General features: G+C 38.3%; 18 protein-coding genes. 3 read left to right on the top strand and 15 right to left on the bottom strand.

The features are described 5' to 3' along the window. Nucleotides 1-77 precede the first annotated feature (77 nt). Nucleotides 78-851, top strand: coding sequence for an amino acid ABC transporter ATP-binding protein (locus tag FS875_RS04830; protein ID WP_144753793.1), 774 nt, complete (start codon nucleotides 78-80; stop codon nucleotides 849-851). 20 nt (nucleotides 852-871) lie between these two features. Here the strand turns inward: FS875_RS04830 and lpxB are convergent, their stop codons facing one another. The 13 genes from lpxB to FS875_RS04765 all read right to left on the bottom strand — a co-directional run bounded on the left by lpxB (nucleotide 872) and on the right by FS875_RS04765 (nucleotide 14,907). Then, entirely contained in the window at nucleotides 872-2,068 is a 1,197-nt protein-coding gene (gene lpxB / locus FS875_RS04825; RefSeq protein ID WP_144753790.1) for a lipid-A-disaccharide synthase, read from the bottom strand. Then, on the bottom strand, nucleotides 2,061-2,933 hold the full coding sequence (locus FS875_RS04820) for an LpxI family protein (protein ID WP_144753787.1): 873 nt from the start codon (nucleotides 2,931-2,933) through the stop codon (nucleotides 2,061-2,063). Before FS875_RS04820 ends, lpxB begins: the two co-directional genes overlap by 8 nt. 2 nt (nucleotides 2,934-2,935) lie before the next feature. Continuing rightward, nucleotides 2,936-3,760 (bottom strand): acyl-ACP--UDP-N-acetylglucosamine O-acyltransferase, encoded by an 825-nt coding sequence (gene lpxA, locus FS875_RS04815; RefSeq protein WP_144753784.1) that lies wholly within the window; start codon nucleotides 3,758-3,760, stop codon nucleotides 2,936-2,938. A gap of 24 nt (nucleotides 3,761-3,784) precedes the next feature. Then, on the bottom strand, nucleotides 3,785-4,252 hold the full coding sequence (gene fabZ / locus FS875_RS04810) for a 3-hydroxyacyl-ACP dehydratase FabZ (RefSeq protein ID WP_144753781.1): 468 nt from the start codon (nucleotides 4,250-4,252) through the stop codon (nucleotides 3,785-3,787). Between the two features lies 1 nt (nucleotide 4,253). Then, on the bottom strand, nucleotides 4,254-5,300 hold the full coding sequence (lpxD, locus tag FS875_RS04805) for a UDP-3-O-(3-hydroxymyristoyl)glucosamine N-acyltransferase (protein WP_144753778.1): 1,047 nt from the start codon (nucleotides 5,298-5,300) through the stop codon (nucleotides 4,254-4,256). A gap of 65 nt (nucleotides 5,301-5,365) precedes the next feature. Then, the gene (gene bamA, locus FS875_RS04800; protein WP_144753775.1) at nucleotides 5,366-7,762 is read right to left on the bottom strand and encodes an outer membrane protein assembly factor BamA; all 2,397 of its coding nucleotides are present in this window, start codon (nucleotides 7,760-7,762) and stop codon (nucleotides 5,366-5,368) included. A gap of 204 nt (nucleotides 7,763-7,966) precedes the next feature. Further along, nucleotides 7,967-9,106, bottom strand: coding sequence for a M50 family metallopeptidase (locus FS875_RS04795; protein ID WP_144753772.1), 1,140 nt, complete (start codon nucleotides 9,104-9,106; stop codon nucleotides 7,967-7,969). A gap of 15 nt (nucleotides 9,107-9,121) precedes the next feature. Then, nucleotides 9,122-9,937, bottom strand: coding sequence for a phosphatidate cytidylyltransferase (locus tag FS875_RS04790; protein WP_144753769.1), 816 nt, complete (start codon nucleotides 9,935-9,937; stop codon nucleotides 9,122-9,124). Nucleotides 9,938-10,626: 689 nt separating this feature from the next. Continuing rightward, nucleotides 10,627-11,187: a ribosome recycling factor gene (gene frr, locus FS875_RS04785; RefSeq protein ID WP_139413154.1), complete on the bottom strand. Its 561-nt coding sequence runs from the start codon at nucleotides 11,185-11,187 to the stop codon at nucleotides 10,627-10,629. A 37-nt stretch (nucleotides 11,188-11,224) separates the two neighbouring features. Beyond that, on the bottom strand, nucleotides 11,225-11,944 hold the full coding sequence (gene pyrH / locus FS875_RS04780) for a UMP kinase (protein ID WP_144753766.1): 720 nt from the start codon (nucleotides 11,942-11,944) through the stop codon (nucleotides 11,225-11,227). A 153-nt stretch (nucleotides 11,945-12,097) separates the two neighbouring features. Then, a complete protein-coding gene (tsf, locus tag FS875_RS04775; RefSeq protein WP_144753763.1) occupies nucleotides 12,098-13,021 on the bottom strand; it encodes a translation elongation factor Ts in 924 nt (307 codons plus the stop codon). Nucleotides 13,022-13,123: 102 nt separating this feature from the next. Continuing rightward, on the bottom strand, nucleotides 13,124-13,903 hold the full coding sequence (gene rpsB / locus FS875_RS04770; protein WP_144753760.1) for a 30S ribosomal protein S2: 780 nt from the start codon (nucleotides 13,901-13,903) through the stop codon (nucleotides 13,124-13,126). 167 nt (nucleotides 13,904-14,070) lie between these two features. Continuing rightward, on the bottom strand, nucleotides 14,071-14,907 hold the full coding sequence (locus FS875_RS04765) for a cell envelope integrity EipB family protein (protein WP_144753757.1): 837 nt from the start codon (nucleotides 14,905-14,907) through the stop codon (nucleotides 14,071-14,073). Between the two features lie 145 nt (nucleotides 14,908-15,052). Here FS875_RS04765 and FS875_RS04760 point away from each other — a divergent pair, with 145 nt between their 5' ends. Beyond that, nucleotides 15,053-15,514, top strand: coding sequence for a RidA family protein (locus FS875_RS04760; RefSeq protein ID WP_144753755.1), 462 nt, complete (start codon nucleotides 15,053-15,055; stop codon nucleotides 15,512-15,514). Nucleotides 15,515-15,649: 135 nt separating this feature from the next. After that, entirely contained in the window at nucleotides 15,650-16,072 is a 423-nt protein-coding gene (locus FS875_RS04755) for an HIT family protein (protein ID WP_144753752.1), read from the top strand. A 22-nt stretch (nucleotides 16,073-16,094) separates the two neighbouring features. Here FS875_RS04755 and clpA read toward each other — a convergent pair whose 3' ends face one another. Continuing rightward, the gene (gene clpA, locus FS875_RS04750) at nucleotides 16,095-18,446 is read right to left on the bottom strand and encodes an ATP-dependent Clp protease ATP-binding subunit ClpA (protein ID WP_144753749.1); all 2,352 of its coding nucleotides are present in this window, start codon (nucleotides 18,444-18,446) and stop codon (nucleotides 16,095-16,097) included. A 6-nt stretch (nucleotides 18,447-18,452) separates the two neighbouring features. Beyond that, nucleotides 18,453-18,848, bottom strand: a complete 396-nt coding sequence (clpS, locus tag FS875_RS04745) for an ATP-dependent Clp protease adapter ClpS (protein WP_144753746.1) — start codon at nucleotides 18,846-18,848, stop codon at nucleotides 18,453-18,455. Between the last annotated feature and the right edge of the window lie 174 nt (nucleotides 18,849-19,022).

Here is a 19,022-nt window from a genome sequence, read left to right as displayed (position 1 = left end):
AATGATCATAAAAAAAACTTTACCAAACTAAAATGTTGAATTAATCAATTTATTCATCAATGAAAGAATAAAACAAGATGAATTTAAAAAATAATCAATCAATCTCTTCCAATCAGAACCCTGTGATTTCCATTCGAAATCTCAATAAATGGTATGGAAACTTTCAGGTCCTCCATGATATCAACTTTGATGTTCAAGCTGGTGAACATATTGTTATCTGTGGACCATCCGGATCAGGAAAATCAACATTAATTCGTTGTATTAACCAATTAGAACAAGCACAAAAAGGTTCAATCTGTATTCATAACATTGATATCAATACTGCTCCTATACAACAGCAAAAAAATGTTCTGAGAAAGATAGGGATGGTTTTTCAGAACTTTAATTTATTTCCTCACATGAGCGTTATACAAAATTGTATTTTAGCCCCAATGACAGTTCAAGGACTTTCCAAACAACAAGCAAAAGAACGGGCAATTCGTTACTTAACGCATGTCGGTATTGAAAAGCACTGTGAAAAATATCCTTTACAACTTTCTGGTGGACAACAACAACGTGTTGCAATTGCTCGTGCGCTTTGTATGGAACCTGAAGTTATGCTTTTTGATGAACCCACTTCTGCTCTTGATCCAGAAAGTGTGGGAGAAGTTTTAGAAGTGATCGCTCAATTGGCCGATACTGGAATTACAATGCTTTGTGTTACCCATGAAATGAGCTTCGCAAAAAAAGTCTCAGAAAGAATACTCTTTTTAGAAAATGGAAAAATTGTTGAAGACACATCCTCTGATAAATTCTTTACCAACCCTAAAAGCCAACGTGCTTGTGATTTTCTTGCTAAAATTAAACATTAATTATCAAGATATTGCTTTATTTATATAATTTTACCCTTGCTTTTTAAAAGAGTGATAATTTTTTGCGCGCCCACAATCCCTGATGGGATTTCAGTTTTCATTTTCTGTTCCACCTCCTCAAAAGCATCGAGTTGAGCCTGACGTAATAAAGGATTAGATAAAAGTTGTTCTATCTGTCTTGCTAGCATGCCAGGACGGATCAATTCATTCAAATATTCTGGAATAATAGGCTTATCAGCAATAATATTTGGAAGAGCAGCACTCCATAACATCATTTTAGGAAAAATAAATAATTTAGAAAAATGATCAAGTTTATAGCAAAGAGCCGTAGGAATTTTTGCTAAAGCTAATTCAAGAGAAACTGTTCCATGGGCCGCAAGAGCAACATCTGCTCGTGCAAAAGCATGCCATTTTTCATCCTCACCTACAACAATTTCTACTTTGCTTTTCCAGCCCTGTACAAAGTCACGGATTTTATCCACCAAATGGAGCAAAGTTGGTAAAATAATCTGTAAATGAGGAATACGTTTTACGAGAATCTCCACTGTTTCTTGAAAAATAGGCATTAAAGAACGAATCTCTAAATTGCGTGATCCTGGCAAAATAACCAATGTAGGCGATGATGTTTGTTGACCACACAAATTTCTTTGTTCACCTTGGCGTTTTTTTTCTGACTGAACTCTCAAAAGAGGAGGATATGTCAAAAGACGATGTCCAACATAGGTGGTAGCAGGACCTCCCAAATCCTGCATAACCTTTTCTTCAAAAGGAAAAACCGCTAAAACATGATCAACAAATCCCCGCATAGCTTTTGCACGCTCTGGCCTCCATGCCCAAACGGTTGGTGCAATATATTTAATAATCGGAATAGAAGGTGCTAAAGCACGTACTTTTTTTGCAACACGATGCGTGAAATCAGGACTATCAATGATAATTAAGCAATCAGGTTGCTCTTGTGCGATAAATTTAGATAAATTGCGAATATGCAGCAGCAGCAACGGTAATTTTTTCAATACCTCCTTTAAACCTATTAAAGCAATATCATGAGAATCAAAAAAGCTTTTTAAACCTAATGCCTTTAAATGCTGTCCCCCAACACCTATCAAATGAATGTTGCCTCCTATTTGTTGTGATAAACAAGAAATTAAATCCGCTCCGAGCAAATCACCAGATTCCTCACCTGCCACCACAGCAACTTTTAAGAAACAATCATTCATGATCAAACTTTTCAAAAGTTTCTATAAATAGAGAATATTTGTTAGCTTTTTCTATTGTTGTTTTCACCGATAATATAAGACTTCTATTTGCCTCCACCGCAATACCAGATAGACCACTCTTTGCAATATTCATTATTGTTGCAGGCCCAATTGATGGCAAATCAACGCGATTATCCTGTTGTGGCTTTGCACATTTTACAAGAACACCACCTTTAGGGGGAATTTGCCCTCTTTCTCGCATTTCAAAAACACGCCACAACATATTATCAGTTCCCTCAGCGCCCTCCAGAGCAACCACCCTTCCTTGAACAACGACAACGGCTTGACCTATATCCAATTGACCTAAAAGCTTTGCTGCTTGTGCTGCTAAAAAAATATCTTTCTTTTCTTTCTGTGTGGCACGCCGTACTGTTAAATTAAATTCTATAGGAGCTAAAAGATCTGGAACTATCTCGTGGGCACCAATAACAGAAAAACCGTGTGCTTCAATAACCTGTATAAAGGCTTTTAATAACGCATCGTCCCCCCTCCTCAAAGCCCCAATTAACTTAGGAAGAGCTAAAAATGTTGTCCAGTCCAATCGCAATTGTGTAAGGAGTGGTCGTTTTTTCACACCACCTGCTAAAACAATATTATAAACTCCAGCTTCTTTTAAGATTTTAACGAGTCGCGCTAACTCTACAATTGATAACTCGCAGTGCTCATAGCGATAAAGAACAGAATCTGCCTCACCATGCAAAAGCACAAGAAAAGGATTCTCTCCATTCTTCTCAAGAGCCTGCGCAACAGTAATCGGTAGAACACCACTTCCTGCTATAATAGCAGTACGGCCGGAAAGAAAATTTCTGGCACCCAAAATAGGCATTTTTAATCCTTATGTTCTTTTATTCTATCACCTTCAAATTTTGGTGTACAATAAAAACGCTTTCCTTCTTCCTTAATAAAATTAACAACGTCGGCAACCGACTGAGAAGAAGAATAGAAAGAAGCAACATCATTAACACGCTCTTTAAAGGGCTTGCTATGATCAAAAAGCATCGCAACCGCATGACGGAGTGCGTGAATATCTTGGCGCTCAAGCCCTGCACGCTTCATGCCAATAATATTGAGCCCGGCAAGTTTTGCCTGCACACCAACAGCTGTTCCATAAGGAATCAGATCACCCACTAGTGCAGATACACCGCCAATAAATGCATGATGCCCAACACGAACAAATTGGTGAACAGCAGCACCACCACCGATAATCACATAATCACCAACAGTAACATGACCAGCAATCATCGCATTATTAGCAAATGTTACATGATTGCCCACACGACAATCATGAGCAATATGCGCATAACAAAAAAATTGACAATTATCACCAACAACTGTCATTCCCGCGCTCGAATCTGAGCCTCTATGCATTGTGACGCCCTCACGAATCGTACAATTCTTCCCGATAGAAAGGGTCGTAGCTCCCCCTTTATGTTTATTATTTTGCGGCTCTTCCCCCAAAACTGCATGAGAAAATACTTTACTCTTGGCTCCTAACGTTGTCTTTCCCATTATTACAACATGACTTGTCAAACTACATTCATCACCAATAACAGCCTCTGAACTAATATGGCAAAATGGTCCAACGCGTACATTCTCACCAAGCTGCGCTCCCTTCTCCACAAGAGCAGTTGGATGGATTTTCGTACCGGACATTTTTAATTTCCCATCAAATATCGTTTATTCTTCTTCAACAATCATCGCAGCAATTTCTGCTTCAGCGACGCGGACATCTTCTACTTTTGCAACACATGAAAAACGCCTCATACCAGATCTCTTTTTTAAAAGCTGAACATGAATTTTAAGTTGATCACCAGGCATAACAGGTTTACGAAATTTTGCATTATCAACCGTCATAAGGTAAACTAAACTTGTTTGCTTGTTGCCTAAATTTAAAAGTGCTATTGCTCCGGCTGTTTGTGCCATAGCTTCTAAAATCAAAACTCCAGGCATAACAGGCTTTGCAGGAAAATGTCCCGTGAAATGCGGCTCGTTAATCGTTATATTTTTAATACCAATCGCTTCTTGCTCACCATCAATATCAACGATACGATCGATTAATAAAAATGGATAACGATGTGGTAATATTGAGAGCAGTTTTTCAATATCAACAGCCTCTAAATCTCTCGTTCTTTCAGTGCTGATCATCTCAGCTTTTCTCCTTTTTAACCTTTCCCATACTGCGCAACGTCGCTACTTCACGAAACCATTGTTTAAATGGTCGTGCTGGGCTTCCTCCCCATTTTTCACCATCCGGAATGTCATTCATAACGCCACTACGAGCAGCAATCTGAACACATTTACCTATTTCGATATGATCCGCTACTCCAACCCCTCCGCCAAGCTGAGACATATCCCCTATCGATGTACTCCCCGCAATTCCACATTGAGCGGCAATAAGGCAATAACGACCAATTTTTACATTGTGGGCAATTTGTACAAGATTATCAATCTTACTTCCTTCTCCAATAACAGTATCTTGAAATGTTCCTCGATCAACCGTAGTATTTGCACCAATTTCCACACCATCCTCAATAATAACGCGACCAAGTTGTGGAATTTTCTCGATTCCAGCTTTTCCTCCAACATAACCAAACCCATCTTGCCCAATAGAAACACCAGGATAAAGCTGAACCCTATCCCCTATTAAGGAACATTGAACAGTTACTTTAGGAGCAATATAGCAGTCACATCCAATACGGCAATTTTCACCAATAACAGCTGTGGATGAAATGAGAGTTCCTGCACCAATCTCAACATTTCTACCGATAATAGCTCCCGCTTCAATACACACATTATCGGCAAACTTAACCGTTGGATGAATATGCGCATGTGGTGAAATCCCTTTTTGTCCTAACCAAGGCATTGGCTTGACAGAATCAGGAAACAAAACACGACCAACCTGAGCAAAATCACGCTGCGGTGTGGATGTCACCAAAATTGCCATCGTATCAGGAACTTTAAAAACAATATCATTCGTACAAAAAACGGCAACAGCAGAACTATCTCTTAGAGCATCAGAAAATTTCCGATGCTCCACAAAAACAAGAGAACCTTCCACAGCACTCTCAAGCGAAGAAAGAGTATTAATAACTTTATGAGAAAACTCTGGATTAAGAAGCTTTGCACCCGTCAACTCAGCAACATTTGCAACTGTCAATTGCCGGGACGGCGTAAAAAAAAATGTATCCGCCATCAAAAAACTTTCTCTCCCAGCTTAAATTATTCTCTTCAAGTTTTTCCTTCTTAAAACAACTCAAATCAGAACTTCGTAGAAATACCAAAATTCAATTGCTGCAAACGATCACCCTCCTGCTTTGTTATCGGCCAAGCATAATCAAAACGCAAAGGACCGAACGGAGATTCCCACATCAAACTCACACCTGCAGATGAGCGCCAAGCACTTTTAGTATGGGTAACAGGCGGTTCACCCTTAAAAACGGCTTTATAATTATTGCCATAGAGCGTAGCAACATCGGCAAATAAAGCACCGCGCAATCCAAATCCTTCCGGCACAACAGGAATAGGAAACTGTACTTCAGCAGTCGCATTCATATATGTCGTTCCCCCTAAGAAATAAACTTCACCCTTACTGGAAACCTGACGAGGACCTATTCCATTGTATTTAAATCCTCGGATCATATCAGTATTCGCTTTAAACATATCAAAAATACGAACACCTTCTTTGCCGATTTCGTGGATATAACCGCCGCCAAAGGAAAGTAAACCAACAATATCTCTCTGATCAGAAAGAGTCTTGTACATCATCGCCTTACCCGTGGTCTTCAAAAACTTTGCACTCCCGCCAAGTCCTGCATATTCCTGAAGAAGATGCACATACCATCCATCATGAGGGTTCCTCATATCGTCAATCGTATTATAGGTTAAACCATAACTAATCGATGAACGTTTCCAAGGACTTTGCTTAGCTGCTTGAACAATCGCACCAGAATATTTCCCATATAATTCTATTATATCACTCTCTTTGTTGAAATCATACTCTCCACCAAAATCATATTCTTCTTGCACATAAGAATAAGCAACATTCGCAGATAATTGATTATTAATAGGCAACGAAAACCGTAGTGATCCCCCTGTCTGCCTTACATCATAGGCTTTATCAGCACGATAAGTGCTGCGAAAAACATCAACGCCAGCCGATAAGCGGTACCCTAAGAAATAAGGATCAACAAATGATAAATTATAATTACGGGATTTTTCTTGCCCCGCTCCTAACCCTAAACGAACATACTGACCACGTCCTCCAAGATTACGCTCAGTAACAGAAACTTCAAGCGACATACCAGGGCTTGTTCCCCCCGTTGTATAACCTCCAGAAAGAGAGAGATCCCCTGTTGAAGCTTCAACGACATCTATCACCAAAACAACCTGGTCAGATTGTTCAGTGGGAACCATTGAAATATTAACGGCTTTGAAAAAACCTAAACTTTCTAGACGACGTTTTGCCCGCTGTAATAAAGTTTGATTGTAAGCATCTCCTTCGTTTAAATCAAGCTCACGACGAATGACATAATCACGCGTTTTCTCATTGCCACGTATATCAATACGCTGAATATATGCACGTGTACCTTGTTCAATATTATATAAAATTGAAATCGTATGATTTGCTAAATTACGGTTTCCCCGTGGTTCAACTTTAGCAAAAGCATATCCTGAATCAGCAACCTTATTATTAATAATAGCAACAGACTGTTCAATATCTTCTGCACTATAAATATTACCTGGCTGAGTTTTAAGCTTGCCTTTCACAGATTGAACGTCAATTCCATCAACATCACTTTCAACCTGAATATCACTAATTTTATAGCGCGGCCCTTCATCAAGAACGAAAGAAATTTTATACGCATTGCTTGCAGCATCAAAAGTCGCTTTAGAAGAGACAACACGAAAATCTGCATAACCACGATTATAATAAAAGCGCCGTAAAGCTTCTTCATCAGCAGCGAGGCGCTCTTCACTGTAAACATCGCCTCCTAACAACTTTGAAAAAATTCCTGAAGATTTTGTTGAAATCACATCACGCAACCGGCGGCTTGCGAAGACAGTATTTCCCTTAAAAGTGATATCTCTAATCTTTGTTTTTTGTCCTTCAACAACATTAAACACTACATTAACACGCCCTTTTCCAAGGTTAATCGTTTGAACGTTAACAGTGATATTATTACGACCTAGCGTTTTATAAGCTTCACGAATTGTATTGATATCAGAAGACAGTTTAGCAGAATTAAAAGGTTCATTTGGCTTTAAAGAAATAAACCGTTTAAGATCTGGATCTTTAAAAGATTTATTTCCCTGAAATAATATTTGATTGACAACCTCATATTCTTTTACGAATACAACCAATTTATCACCTACTTGATTTATTTTAACATCATAAAATAAACCTAATTCGAAAAGATTCTTCACAGCATGATCAACATCACCACTGGAAATCCCTTGTCCAGCCTTAATACCCATATTGTCTCGAATCGCCTGAGAACTTACAAACTTATTCCCACGAACCTCAATAGAACGGACTACAGATGCTTGTATTTCTCCAACCGCAGCAATTGACATAAAAACCGTTGCTGGGGCAATCATCCCCATCTTTAACACCAAAATAGATGCTGCATTTAAAAACTTTGAATTCGTAGTCATTGGCTTTTTTCACCTTACTCTTGTTCCTTGGACACGATGCCTTAAAAAGCTAACTGCCATAACAACCTTTTTACAGCGAGACTTTTCATCCCTTAATTACTCATTATAACGTACAACGCCACAATATTTTGCAGACATGGTAAACAACCTTCAATTTGTTTTTGCTATTATTACCCAATTTACAAAGTGTTTTCCATAATTTAATTAGCTAAACCAACAAAAATAATCATTAAAGAAGACAAAAATCATAAATAGAAGAAGAAGGGAAAAACCTAAACGAAAAAAAATTCCCTGAATTTTAGTGGAGGTTTTTCTCCCAGTAATGACCTCAATGACATGAAATAAAAGATGCCCACCATCAAGCGGTAGAATCGGAAAAAGGTTAATAAGCCCAACGCTTATTGAAAGAAAAGCGGCCAAATTCAATAAAGAGATAAAACCTGTCTCGCTCACTTTCCAAGCAATTTTTACGGTTTTAGAAGGCCCACTTAGTCGACAATGATCTTCTTTGCCTCCGATTAAACGACTCATAAAAAGAACAGTTTGAGTAGCAATAAACACAGTACGATTTAAAGCTTCTCCTATAGCTGTTACAAAACTATAGCGAATATGTTTTATATAAGTTGGATCTAAACGTGCAGGATTACTTAAATCAACAGGAACACCTACACCAATCATAGCACTTTGTGTTTGATTCCCAAATCCATCATCTCGCTCAATGACTTTTGGAGTAATGACCGTTGTAAACACGCGCCCCATGCGTTCTATTTTAAACTCTATCGGTTCTTTTCCATGAAAAGCTATATAATTCATCAAATCTTCAAAACTTTCAACCCGTCGACCATCCATTTCAACAAAACGGTCCCCTAATTCCAAACCGGACTGAATAGCAGGGCTATCTTTTACCAAAGAACCAACAACAGGTTCAATGGCGACACGACCATAAATAAGGAAAAGAAACGTTAGAATAACAATAGTAAAAAGAGCATTGAAAAAGGGACCAGCAAAAACAGTTGCTGCTTTTTTCCAAGCATGCGCACTGGCAAACGAACCATCAACAATCGGAGATAATGGCGTCTCGTTTTTATCCTCCTCCCCAACAAACTTTACATACCCCCCTAAAGGAATAAGTGCTAAACGCCATTTCGTACCATGCTTATCTATATAACTGGCTATTTGTGGTCCAAATCCAAGGGAAAAAACTAATGCCTTAATACCACACCACCGACCAATGAGATAATGCCCAAGTTCATGCACAAAAATGATAAGCATAATGATGAAAAGAATACTCAAACTTCTTAAAAGAAGATCACCCATAGTGACCATATGATTTAAAAGTCCCAAAATATTTTCTCCCCATTAAATCATACTAAAAAGATTAAAAGGTGCATTCATATCAGACATCAATGAACCAATTAAATAAAGAAGACAAGTTGCTCCTACCAATCCATCCATACGATCCATAAAACCACCATGTCCAGGCAATAAAGAACCGGAGTCTTTAACAGAAAATCGTCTTTTAAGCCATGATTGTCCTAAATCACTCAATTGTGAAACAACTGATAAAACAAGTGTAAGGAGTGGCACAAAAAAACTTGCTAAATTTATATCAAAAAATCCAAAAGCAACCCATATACCACCGAAAACACCGACAAATGTACCACCAAGTGCTCCTGACCATGTTTTATTAGGAGAAAATTGTGGTGCTAATTTAGGCCCCCCTAATGCACGTCCGATAAAATATCCACCAATATCGGTTCCCCATACTATCGTAAATAAGAAAATAACGACTTGGAATCCCAACACCTCATGATCCCGTAAAAAGCATAAAGCCACAACAGGAAAAGATGCATATAAAAAACCACAAAAAACCCAACCACTGTTTTTTATAGATATAATAGCCAATATTGCAGCCAACACGATTAAAACACAAAAAATTACTGAAGCAGATATATTCAACACTAAAAAAGAGCCAAAGAGAAAATAAAAAATACCCGCTAATATTTTTTGTAAAACACACCACTTCTCTTGAGTAATATTCATCCACTCATAAAGAATAAAACCGCCAATACACCATGCAAACAGAAAAAAAGTGGTCCCTCCCAACCATGTTATATACAAAGCAATAACGCCAAATACAAAAGCCGTTAGAACACGATAAACCAAATTAGACAAGACAACATCCAAACAATAAAAATAGAAAATACAACCTCTAAAATTGATGCAAGAAAAACTTCCCTACCCAGTATTTTTATTTCATACTTGTGCAAATCTCTCTTATAATTTACCATAAATGATTTAATCTACCAAGATAGCGCTTATACGACGAATAATCAATGAAAACAGATCAAAAATCTTCCTTATCTAGATTAATCTAAAATAAATTCTCAAAGATTTTCTTAAACATAAAATGAGACAAGTGGTTATCTACGCCCTGCATAAATTAATTTAGAGGTGTGTTTCATATAAAAAGGCCCCTCTATTAACTCTTCATCATTAAAAAACGAATTACACCCCATAACATTCGCTTGTCTCATCATCCTGCGCGCATATTTTATAATAGATGGTAGGAGTAAGGCATTATTTTTTGTGCTATATTACCTTAAACCTATCTTAGAATATTTGAGTTATCCCTCATAATGTTTCTCATTGTGCGGTTCATAACGCCTTCAGTAAAGAGAAGACTTTACTTACAGATTAAAGAATAAAAGTATAAACCCTTTAAAATTAATCTTTTCCCTATTAAGGCAATAAAATATCTTTTTTGTATCACACCTTGCTATCACAAGGCATATGCCCCCTGCTCTTATCCATAACAATAATTTACAGGCTGAGAATAAAGTATTTTTCTAGCAAAAAAAGTCTTAAACGTGCATAATCTCGGATTCTTTCACGGCTAAAATTTTATCAATATCAGCAATGGTTTCATCTGTGAGTTTTTGAACTTTTTCGGATAAACTATGGGCTTCATCTTGTCCAATTTCACCATCTTTTTCTAACTTTTTCAAATTATCCATACCATCACGACGAACATGACGTGTTGCAACACGCGCTTGCTCCGCATAATGATGCGCAATTTTTACAAGTTCTTTACGACGCTCTTCATTCAATTCAGGCAAAGGAATACGTAAATTCGTGCCATCAGTTATGGGATTTAAACCAAGACCAGAATCGCGAATAGCACGCTCGACAGCTCCTACCATCGTTTTATCCCATACAGAAACAGAAAGCATCCGCGGTTCGGGAACAGAAATATTAGCAACCTGATTAATGTGTACAACAGAACCATAAGATTCAACGGTCAACGGTTCTAATAAACTCGCCGATGCCCGTCCCGTCCGTAAGCCACCCAACTCATGTTTAAAAGCCGTAATAGCGCCATCCATGCGACGTTTCAGATCATCCATAATTGATGCAACATTCATATTTCTGTCTCCTTCAATTGTCTTTTGAAGCTTAGCCTTATTCCGATACCATTGTAAAGCGCCCTGTTCCATTCAAGACCTTCGCTAAACCGCCTTTTTCATGAATGGAATACACAATAATCGGTACATTGTTCTCACGGGCTAAAGTGACCGCCGTTGAATCCATAACCGATAACCCCCATTGCAAAATTTCAACATGTGTTAATTGGTCAAAACGCTTCGCTGTAGGGTCTATTTTGGGATCTGCTGAATAAATACCATCGACTTGTGTTCCTTTAAGAAGAACATCTGCACCAATTTCTGCTGCACGTAAAGTCGCAGCAGAATCAGTGGTAAAAAATGGATTTCCCGTACCGCCCGCGAAAATAACGACTTTTCCCTGATTCATATAAGCTATTGCTTTACGTTGTGAAAAACTTTCACAAATTTGTGGCATCGCAATCGCAGAGAGGACAACAGTTTCAACCCCTAATTTTGTCAATGATGTTCGCAATGCTAAAGAATTAATAGCCGTTGCAAGCATTCCCATATGATCACCTGTTACGCGATCCCCACCACGCGAAGCAACAGCAACACCACGAAAAATATTTCCCCCACCGATAACAACCGCAACTTCTATACCCATTGCACGCACTTCTGCAATATCAGCGGCAATACGGTCGACAACAGAAACATCAATGCCAAAGCTCTGCCCCCCCATAAGAGCCTCACCAGAAGCCTTTAAAAGAATACGTTTATACGGAAGTGCTAATGCCATTCATAATCTCCCAAAAGCACATTGTCTTTTTGCTTTTGACACCACGAAGGGCACCACTTTTTCACGTGACGCCCTCACAGCAACTACATCGTTTCCAGCAAAGATTCTAAAAACAATGATGATTTTAAATCTCTTATCAAAAGTTTGCAATAACTAGCCTTTTGCTGCTGCCGCAACCTCTGCAGCAAAATCAGACTCCTCTTTTTCTACACCTTCACCAAGTGCAAAACGAACAAAGCCTGTGATTTTTGCTGGAGCACCAATTGATTTCTCAGCGTCCTTTAAAGCAGCCTCAACAGTCATATCAGGATTCATAACAAAAGCTTGAGAAAGTAAGACAACCTCTTCAAAAAACTTACGCATACGTCCCTCCACCATTTTTTCAATGATATTTTCAGGTTTTCCAGACTGACGTGCTTGATCTGAAAAAATTGCTTTTTCACGCTCAATAGCGCCAGCATCAACATCTTGTGCTGTAAGTGCTAATGGATTGGTTGCCGCAATATGCATTGCAACCTGACGACCAACAGCAAGAGCTGCTTCTTTATTTCCCGTTGTTTCAATTGCAACCAAAACACCAAGTTTTCCAAGCCCATCTGCCACACTATTGTGTATATAAGTCGCAACAACACCATTCTCAACAGACAATTTAGCAGAACGACGAAACGTCATATTTTCGCCGATTGTACCAATTGCATCTTTAATTGCAAGCTCTACAGTCTTCTCAGAGCCTGGGTAAAGAGAAACAGAAACAGATTCAACATCACCCGGCGTATCCAAAGCCGCAGTTGCTACTTTGCGCACAATGTCTTGGAATCCATCATTGCGTGCAACAAAGTCTGTTTCAGAATTAATCTCAACCAAAACTGCATGTGAATCTTTTGATACGACTCCAATTAATCCCTCAGCGGCTGTACGACCAGCCTTTTTATCTGCTTTCGCTATTCCTTTTTTACGAAGCCAATCAACAGCAGCATCCATATCACCATTGTTCTCTGCCAACGCTGCTTTACAGTCCATCATTCCGGCGCCAGATAATTCTCGAAGTTCTTTTACTTGTGCAGCAGTAACGCTCATATTTGCCTCTTCATTCTGTAACAGTGAAAGCGTGCAAATTTCCTCTGCACGCCTATAACTTTTCCTCTAGATAATAAAAGTACCTTAATTAGGCGTTTTATATTACTCAGAAACTGCTGAAACCGCACTTTCTTCCAAGATAGGCTCCACTGGTGCATCAACTTGAGCTCCTAAATCGATACCCATGGCACCTTGCTGGCGTGCAATACCATCAAGAGCAGCACGTGCAAAAAGATCGCAATAAAGAGAAATCGCACGTGAAGCATCATCATTCCCTGGTATTGGATATGTTACATCATCAGGATCACAATTGGTATCAATAATAGCAATTACTGGAATGTTTAAACGTTTTGCTTCTTGGAGTGCAATATTTTCTTTATTTGTATCGATAACAAAGATAAGGTCTGGGACAGAACCCATATCTTTAATACCACCAAGTGCACGATTAAGCTTTTCACGATCACGTTCAAGATTTAAACGTTCCTTTTTAGTAAAGCCTTGTGCTTCAGCAGCAAGAATTTTATCAAGCTTTCGCAAACGATGTATCGAATTGGAAATTGTTTTCCAATTTGTCAGCATACCGCCAAGCCAACGTGCATTAACATAATATTGGGCAGAACGATTTGCTGCATCAGCGATAATTTCAGATGCCTGCCGTTTCGTACCAACAAAGAGAATACGACCACCCCGCGCAACAGTGTCTGAAACAAGTTTAAGCGCTTGGTGCAAAAGCGGAACGGTCTGAGAAAGATCAATAATATGAATATTATTACGCTGACCATAAATATAGGGGGTCATCTTGGGATTCCAGCGATGAGTCTGGTGACCAAAATGCACACCTGCTTCTAAAAGCTGGTGCATTGTAAAATCGGGTAGTGCCATAAATCTTATCCTTTCCGGTTCAACCTCCGCGGAAAAAGTAGGAAAACCTACTACCGGCGGATGCTTGCTAGACTTTCCTCACAGATTATCTACAAACACCCAAACTCCGCGTGTGGAATAGTGCAAACATACTAATATTTGATTCTTTTTCAAGTCATTTTCTTCAATCATTTAATATTTGCATTTTCGCATTGATCAAGATCTTTTCCAAGTTCAAGGAATTCAAGACTGTTCAATTTTGCACGCACTGAAAAAGTTCCATAATCTATATGAAGATCACGCATAATACCATTCTCATGTAAAAGAAAACTGCTCTGATAAACCGGCAAACCATCTTTATTTTCACCATCATCAAAATAAGAGATTGTAACAGGCCAATATTCTTCTTCATCCAATTTTTTCATTTTTTCCGTCTCGTTATCAGATAAAAGTGCTTTCTTTTCTCCGATGACGATACTTTCTTTTATAACTTTATCTGCTTTATTTGTCCCATCAAAGACAGTAACATTATAAAAATGATCCCCCGCTTTTGCATGGCGAATAATATTCTTTAGTTGCATTATTGGGAATTCAGCCATTGCAAGCTTGTACTCTTTTTCCTTTGGCTTTTTTAAGGTAACGTTAATACCATCTCCCGTTCGCTCCGCAACCCCTTCAGAACGATGCGCAATCTCTTCCCCTTCTTGATCGATAACATTAAAACGAAACATACGGCTATCTCCTGTTTCATAACTCGTCGTCTGTTGATCTGTTAAACGGACCGGCATATCTTCAACATGAAGACGGCTAATGAAACGAAAACGTGTGCTATAGCCTTGGCATGAGGAACCAGTAAGCTCGTAAACCATTCGCCCTGACATCCCAGAAATTGTCATTTCATGAGAAACATTATCGAGCTGAAAATCATAAATTGCTCGATGAGGCACAATAAAAATAGGCTCCTCAGCTTTCGCAGTACAGAAAAAAACAATATATAAGATTATTATAAATAATGCTCTAATCATTCCTAACTTCCAAACTTTATTCTCGTTGCATAACACTATACAATAAGGCAAAAAAGGCTAATTTCTTAATTAACCACACATTTCCTTCAATCAAAAAATAGGTTATGCAATGATCTGTTTATAGAATAGCTATGGAGTTTAAATTATGACCAATGTGATTGAAAAAAACTTAGAAAAGTTCGGTATCACTCTTCCTGCAGCAACGCAACCCCTTGCTAATTACATCACAACTTCACAAAGTGGCAATCAACTCTTTATTTCTGGACAGCTCCCTCTTATAAATGGAAAACCTATAGCCATCGGTAAAGTTGGTACAGCTGTGAATACTGAGCAAGCCAAACGAGCATCTGAAGCTTGTGCTCTCAATATTCTTGCTCAACTCAAAGCAACTCTGGGTGATCTCAATAAAATAAAACGCGTGGTAAAAATTACTGTTTTTGTGGCTGTCGATTCTCATTTTACCGATATCCCTTTTGTCGCCAATGGAGCTTCTGATTTATTTGTCAATATTCTTGGTGAAATTGGGAAACACGCCCGTTCTGCTATTGGTGTTGCTTCTCTCCCTATGGATGTTCCTGTAGAAGTTGAAGCCATCATAGAAATCTAAATCTTTATTCAAAGGCAGTGCGTTCCTTAAAGATCACTGAAGTCAAAATGTTTTTTTGTCTTATACTCTGATAAACCTTGCACTTTTCCGTTTTGACATTAAAATTCCATCCTTACAATAAAAGGAAATATTTTTATGAAACAAGCTTATGATAATAACAATATTTTTGCTAAATTAATTCGTAATGAAATCCCTTCTGTTCGCGTTTACGAAGATGATGATGTTATTGGATTCATGGATATCATGCCACAAGCGCCAGGTCATACACTGGTTATTCCTAAAAAAGGCTCTAGGAATTTACTTGATGCCGATACTGAAACATTATTTCCTGTTATTAAAGCAGTTCAAAAAATCGCTAATGCCGTCAAAAAAGCCTTTCAAGCCGATGGCATAACAATCATGCAATTTAATGAAGCCGCTAGTCAACAAACCGTTTATCATCTCCATTTCCATATTATACCACGTATGGAAGGAATAGAACTTACCCCTCATAATGAAGAGATAACGCCTACAGAAATACTTGAAGAGAATGCCAAAAAAATTCGTGCGGCCCTATAATAGCCTCTCTTGTAATATATTTTTAAGATGCTGTGCTTTTCTTTCCTACATGCTTTTTTGTAAAATCTTTTATTTTACTTTTTTTTGAGCCAACAGACAGATCGGAAGAGGAAATTTTTAGCTGTAATCTTTCTTTTTCGCCATTTGATTTTTGTGTCGATACACGAACAATGCCGCCATTGCGTAATTTTCCAAATAAAATTTCATCTGCTAATGGCTTTTTAATGTATTCTTGTATGATACGTCCTAATGGGCGTGCTCCCATCTGAGAATCATATCCTTTATTAGAAAGCCATAAAGTTGCAGAAGGGCTTAATTCAAAACAGATCCCCCGATCAGCCAATTGTCCTTCAAGCTGAAAAATAAATTTTTGCACGATCTGATTGATCGTTAAGTGCGATAAAGGTGCAAACGGAATAATTGCATCCAACCGATTACGAAATTCTGGTGTAAATAACCGATTAATTGCTTCTATATCTTCACCATCACGGCGGACTTTTCCAAATCCAATCGCTGATTTTGCCATATCTGAAGCACCCGCATTGGTTGTCATAATCAAAATAATATTGCGAAAATCAATTTTCTTGCCGTTATGGTCTGTTAATCGACCATAATCCATGACCTGCAATAATATATTAAATAACTCTGGATGGGCTTTCTCAATTTCATCGAGCAATAGGACGGCGTGAGGCTTCTGATCAACTGCATCTGTAAGGAGCCCTCCTTGATCAAAGCCTATGTAGCCTGGAGGAGCACCGATTAAGCGCGCTACCGTATGGCGTTCCATATATTCAGACATATCAAAACGTAAGAGTTCAATGCCTAAAGATGATGCAAGCTGTTTTGCAACTTCAGTTTTTCCAACCCCTGTTGGTCCTGAAAATAAATAACTTCCTATTGGTTTATCTGGTTCGCGTAAACCTGCTCGCGCCAATTTTATAGATGAAACTAAGACGGAAATCGCCTGATCTTGCCCATAAACAACATGCTTGAGTTCTCTTTCAAGCTTACTCAATATCTTCTGATCATTCCGCGAAACTGTTTTTGGAGGAATCCTCGCAATTGTAGCAATAGTCGCTTCAATTTCTTTAACACCGATAGTCTTTTTGCGCTGTTTTCGTGGCAACAGCTTTTGCGCTGCTCCACTTTCATCAATAATATCAATTGCTTTATCAGGTAATCTGCGATCAACTATATAGCGTGAAGATAATTCTACGGATGCCTTCATTGCCTGATCTGTATATTTGATCTGATGAAAGTCTTCAAAGTAAGGCTTCATCCCCTGCAAAATCTTGATTGCATCAGGAACAGAAGGTTCATTAATATCAATCTTCTGGAAGCGGCGCTCTAAAGCACGATCCTGTTCAAAGAATTTTCGATATTCTCTGTAAGTTGTTGAGCCAATACATCGCATAGTGCCAGAAGATAATGCAGGTTTTAAAAGATTTGCTGCATCCATATTTCCCCCTAATGTTGCCCCTGCTCCAATTAAGGTATGAATTTCATCAATAAATAAAATAGCATCTGGATAAAGCTCAAACTCTTTAATAACTTGCTTTAATCGTTCTTCAAAATCACCGCGATAACGTGTACCAGCAACAAGTCCACCCATATCAAGAGAAAATATCGTTACATTTGATAAAACTTCAGGCACTTGCCCATCAACAATACGCTTTGCTAATCCCTCAATGATAGCGGTTTTCCCTACTCCAGGATCACCAACCAAAAGCGGATTATTTTTTGATCTTCGACATAAAATTTGAATCATGCGTGAAATTTCTTTTTCGCGGCCAATTAATAAATCAATTTTCCCATTCCGCGCTTTACAATTGAGATCAATACAATAACCCGTTAAAGTACTCGTTACTCTTTCACCATTGTCTGAAATCTGCTGATCTAATTGCTCTTCAAGTCCTTCAAGTAACATGGATAATCCATCATCACGCGTAATACCATGTGAAATAAAACGTACAGCATCATAGCGTGTCATTCCCATCTCTTGGAGAAAATAGGCTGCATGACTTTCACGTTCAGAAAAAATTGCAACAAGAACATTTGCCCCTGATACTTCATCTTTTCCAGCAGATTGAGCATGTATCACCGCACGTTGGATAACACGCTGGAAAAAAGCTGTAGGTTTTGTATCCTCACCAGCTCTAATCTGTTCATCTAATTCTGAGCGAAGATAGTTGGTTAAGCGTTCGCGCAATTCCTCCACATCTACTTGGCATGCCTGAATAACGGAATTTGCATCAGCATCATCTAACAGCGCAAGAAGAAGATGTTCTAATGTTGCATATTCATGTCGCGCTTGAGTAGCAATTGTTAATGCACGATGCAAAACTTCTTCAAGACTAGGTGTAAAAGATGGCATAACTCCTCACTTCCATTCCATTACGCATTGCAACGGATGTTCATTTTGACGTGCACACTCCCTCACTTGTACGATTTTCATTTCAGCAACTTCATAAGTATAAGTTCCGCATTCGCCTATCCCATTGTGATGAACATTTAACATAATCCGCGTTGCCTCTTCTAAACTTTTTTTAAAAAAGTTCTTCAAAACGAAAACAACAAAATCCATAGGTGTGTAATCATCATTCAATAAAAGAACGCGATATAATTTAGGTTTTTGCAGTTTCACCTTAGCCTTAGGTATTATAACCGCACTATGCCTATCTTCCTCCCAATTCTTGCCTTTTTCATTATGTATAATGTGGAGTTTTTCATTATGCAAAATATGAGATATAGAGTTTATTATGAATGTTTGTTCCATTATTGTTTTCCATAGAGCAAATTTCTCATTAATTTTAAGTTCTTTCAAAACTATTGCAATAGCTCTTTTGCATAAGATTAAGACTTTCCTCCTATGGTTAGATTTAAGTCACTCATAAAATAACTACTGTAAACAAATTAGTAATATCATTCGTCTAAACTGCATCAACACGTT

Source organism: Bartonella saheliensis (assembly GCF_902162175.1).
This window is presented reverse-complemented; position numbering and strand designations above follow the sequence as displayed.

Excerpts from the sequence above, each read along its gene's own strand:
- FS875_RS04830 (WP_144753793.1), top strand. The coding sequence starts at position 78 with ATGAATTTAAAAAATAATCAATCAATCTCTTCCAATCAGAACCCTGTG.
- frr (WP_139413154.1), bottom strand. The coding sequence starts at position 11,187 with ATGAATGTTGCATCAATTATGGATGATCTGAAACGTCGCATGGATGGC.
- FS875_RS04765 (WP_144753757.1), bottom strand. The coding sequence starts at position 14,907 with ATGATTAGAGCATTATTTATAATAATCTTATATATTGTTTTTTTCTGT.
- fabZ (WP_144753781.1), bottom strand. The coding sequence starts at position 4,252 with ATGATCAGCACTGAAAGAACGAGAGATTTAGAGGCTGTTGATATTGAA.
- lpxB (WP_144753790.1), bottom strand. The coding sequence starts at position 2,068 with ATGAATGATTGTTTCTTAAAAGTTGCTGTGGTGGCAGGTGAGGAATCT.
- bamA (WP_144753775.1), bottom strand. The coding sequence starts at position 7,762 with ATGACTACGAATTCAAAGTTTTTAAATGCAGCATCTATTTTGGTGTTA.
- tsf (WP_144753763.1), bottom strand. The coding sequence starts at position 13,021 with ATGAGCGTTACTGCTGCACAAGTAAAAGAACTTCGAGAATTATCTGGC.
- pyrH (WP_144753766.1), bottom strand. The coding sequence starts at position 11,944 with ATGGCATTAGCACTTCCGTATAAACGTATTCTTTTAAAGGCTTCTGGT.
- lpxA (WP_144753784.1), bottom strand. The coding sequence starts at position 3,760 with ATGTCCGGTACGAAAATCCATCCAACTGCTCTTGTGGAGAAGGGAGCG.
- lpxD (WP_144753778.1), bottom strand. The coding sequence starts at position 5,300 with ATGGCGGATACATTTTTTTTTACGCCGTCCCGGCAATTGACAGTTGCA.
- rpsB (WP_144753760.1), bottom strand. The coding sequence starts at position 13,903 with ATGGCACTACCCGATTTTACAATGCACCAGCTTTTAGAAGCAGGTGTG.
- clpS (WP_144753746.1), bottom strand. The coding sequence starts at position 18,848 with ATGGAACAAACATTCATAATAAACTCTATATCTCATATTTTGCATAAT.
- FS875_RS04760 (WP_144753755.1), top strand. The coding sequence starts at position 15,053 with ATGACCAATGTGATTGAAAAAAACTTAGAAAAGTTCGGTATCACTCTT.
- FS875_RS04755 (WP_144753752.1), top strand. The coding sequence starts at position 15,650 with ATGAAACAAGCTTATGATAATAACAATATTTTTGCTAAATTAATTCGT.
- clpA (WP_144753749.1), bottom strand. The coding sequence starts at position 18,446 with ATGCCATCTTTTACACCTAGTCTTGAAGAAGTTTTGCATCGTGCATTA.
- FS875_RS04820 (WP_144753787.1), bottom strand. The coding sequence starts at position 2,933 with ATGCCTATTTTGGGTGCCAGAAATTTTCTTTCCGGCCGTACTGCTATT.